The following is a 1,816-nucleotide window of genomic DNA, read 5'->3' as shown; positions in this document are numbered from 1 at the left end:
GAGCACGACGGCAATGATCGCGATGATGATCGTGGGGTTGCCATCGGCGAGCAGCCCGCCCAGGAAGCCCCCTTCGATGTTTGTGTCGTATACGCAGAAGACGATGTCGCCTCCGTCGCTCGTCGAGAGCGTGATGAGGCGTGAATCGTCCCGCGTGAGCCGCAGCCAGTCGTTGGTGGGTACGTTCGTCGCGGCGAACCCGTCGTCGTAGTCGTAGGCCTCGTAAACGCCGCGCTCCAGGTCGAAGGTGCAGATGCGTGCGACCCCCTCGGCATCATACATGCCCTGATAGAAATACCTGCCATCGCGCGTGACAGCGCTATGGCCGGCGAAGCCGTGGAAGTTGCGCGCGAAGACGGACGTGCTCATGGAGTAGAGCGTCTCTCCCGTGCGCAAGTTCATCGAGCGCAGCTCAGCGGTGCCGATATCATCGGCAGTCAGGTTGTCGCCTGCCGAGCCGCCCGCGCCCACCGATACCACGACGGTCGAAAGCTCGTTGCCCAGGATCGGAATGGAGTTGGTGCCTCCTGCGCGATCGACGAACGGCACCACCTCGCCGCTTTCAGGGTCGATACGGAAGTAATGCGCGCCCGCGATGTCGAAGAGGATGGGCCAGCCGTCGTCCGTCTCGCCGACGAAAAACGGATAGCTCCCAACAAGCCCGGGATTGATCTGCTCGTTTCTCAGGATCTCCTTGCCGCTCGCCATGTCGTAGCTCACGATGATGACACGGCCGCCATCATCGTCGATCCACCGCACGTTGTATGCACGCGTGAGGTCGTTCGAGATCCACATGCCGGTGGAATCGCTATCGATGGCAATTTCCTGCTCGACGCTCTGCGCTTCGAGGTCGTAGACCACGGCGTAGACGCGACCGTCCCTGCTAGCAGGGAACCGCAGCTTGGATTCGTCCGCAACCGGGAAGCACATCGTGCCCACGCTGTACCCGCTTCCGGCCAGGCCGCCCAGGGGCTCGAGGTCGTCCCCGTAGCGGTAGAGCACGCCATTGGAATTGATGATGAAGTCACGCTCACCGATGGGCATGAGGCTCGACACCCAACGCTGGCCAAAGTCGAGCGGCGTCTCGGAGCCCGTTTCAAGGTCAACCGCGAGGGTCTGCTCGCCGTCGCTGATGATCGCCCGCGTGCCGTCGTGCGAGACCGTCCAGAGCCCGTTGAAGTACTCGTCGGTCATCGACTGCAGCTGGTAACTATTCCGGAGCTCGAGCTCCGGCATCTCGTCTGCTGCGAACGCCGCCGGTGCCGAGCCGAACAGGCTGGGAACGCAGGCGACGACCACGGCTGCGAGCACTGCAAGCGCTCGCATGCGCCAAGATGCGGCGTTTCCCCAGGCCGTACACTCCAGCAAAAGAAGTCTCGTGCGCTTGCCCATGGCGTCCCCCGATGCCTCGATCTTCCATTTCGACAAGTGTATATCGGTGCCCGGACAAATAAGACGGTGCGAGCGCGATATTCGGCAAAGTTTATCTTTAGCGCGGTAAAGCGTGGGCGTCGGTCGCGATAGAATAGGCATACGGGAAATGCGTGCCGCCAGATGCTGCGCATGCGGCGGCGCTCGGAATCGATGGCTGCGGTGCGTTCCGCCGCGGTGAGGGGGTCGAGATGTTCTGTCCGAAGTGCGGCAAGAAGAACGCCGACGACGCGAAGTTCTGCCCGTTCTGCGGGGCGAAGTTACCGAGCGCCCCGATGGCGGATGCAGCGAAGGAATTCGGACAGATGGAGTCGCTGCCCGAAGATGCCGGCGCCGGCGCGGGTGCGGGCGCTATGGGCGGCGAGCAGGCCGCCGACGCTGTCGC

Annotated in this window: 2 protein-coding genes; one reads left to right on the top strand and one right to left on the bottom strand. The window is 63.2% G+C overall.

Going from position 1 to position 1,816, the window contains the following annotated elements:
- The coding region (locus QZ079_RS09335) for a YncE family protein (RefSeq protein ID WP_297037568.1) at positions 1–1,428 on the bottom strand (1,428 nt) is incomplete at its 3' end.
- A 116-nt stretch (positions 1,429–1,544) separates the two neighbouring features.
- On the opposite strand from QZ079_RS09335, the gene QZ079_RS09330 reads away from it, so the two are divergent.
- A partial coding sequence (locus QZ079_RS09330; protein ID WP_297037567.1) for a zinc-ribbon domain-containing protein occupies positions 1,545–1,816 on the top strand: 272 nt, incomplete at its 3' end.

This window comes from uncultured Enorma sp. (genome assembly GCA_905210055.1).
GTDB lineage: Bacteria > Actinomycetota > Coriobacteriia > Coriobacteriales > Coriobacteriaceae > Enorma.
The sequence above is the reverse complement of the archived record's forward strand: the minus strand, read 5'-3'. Positions and strand labels throughout refer to the sequence as shown.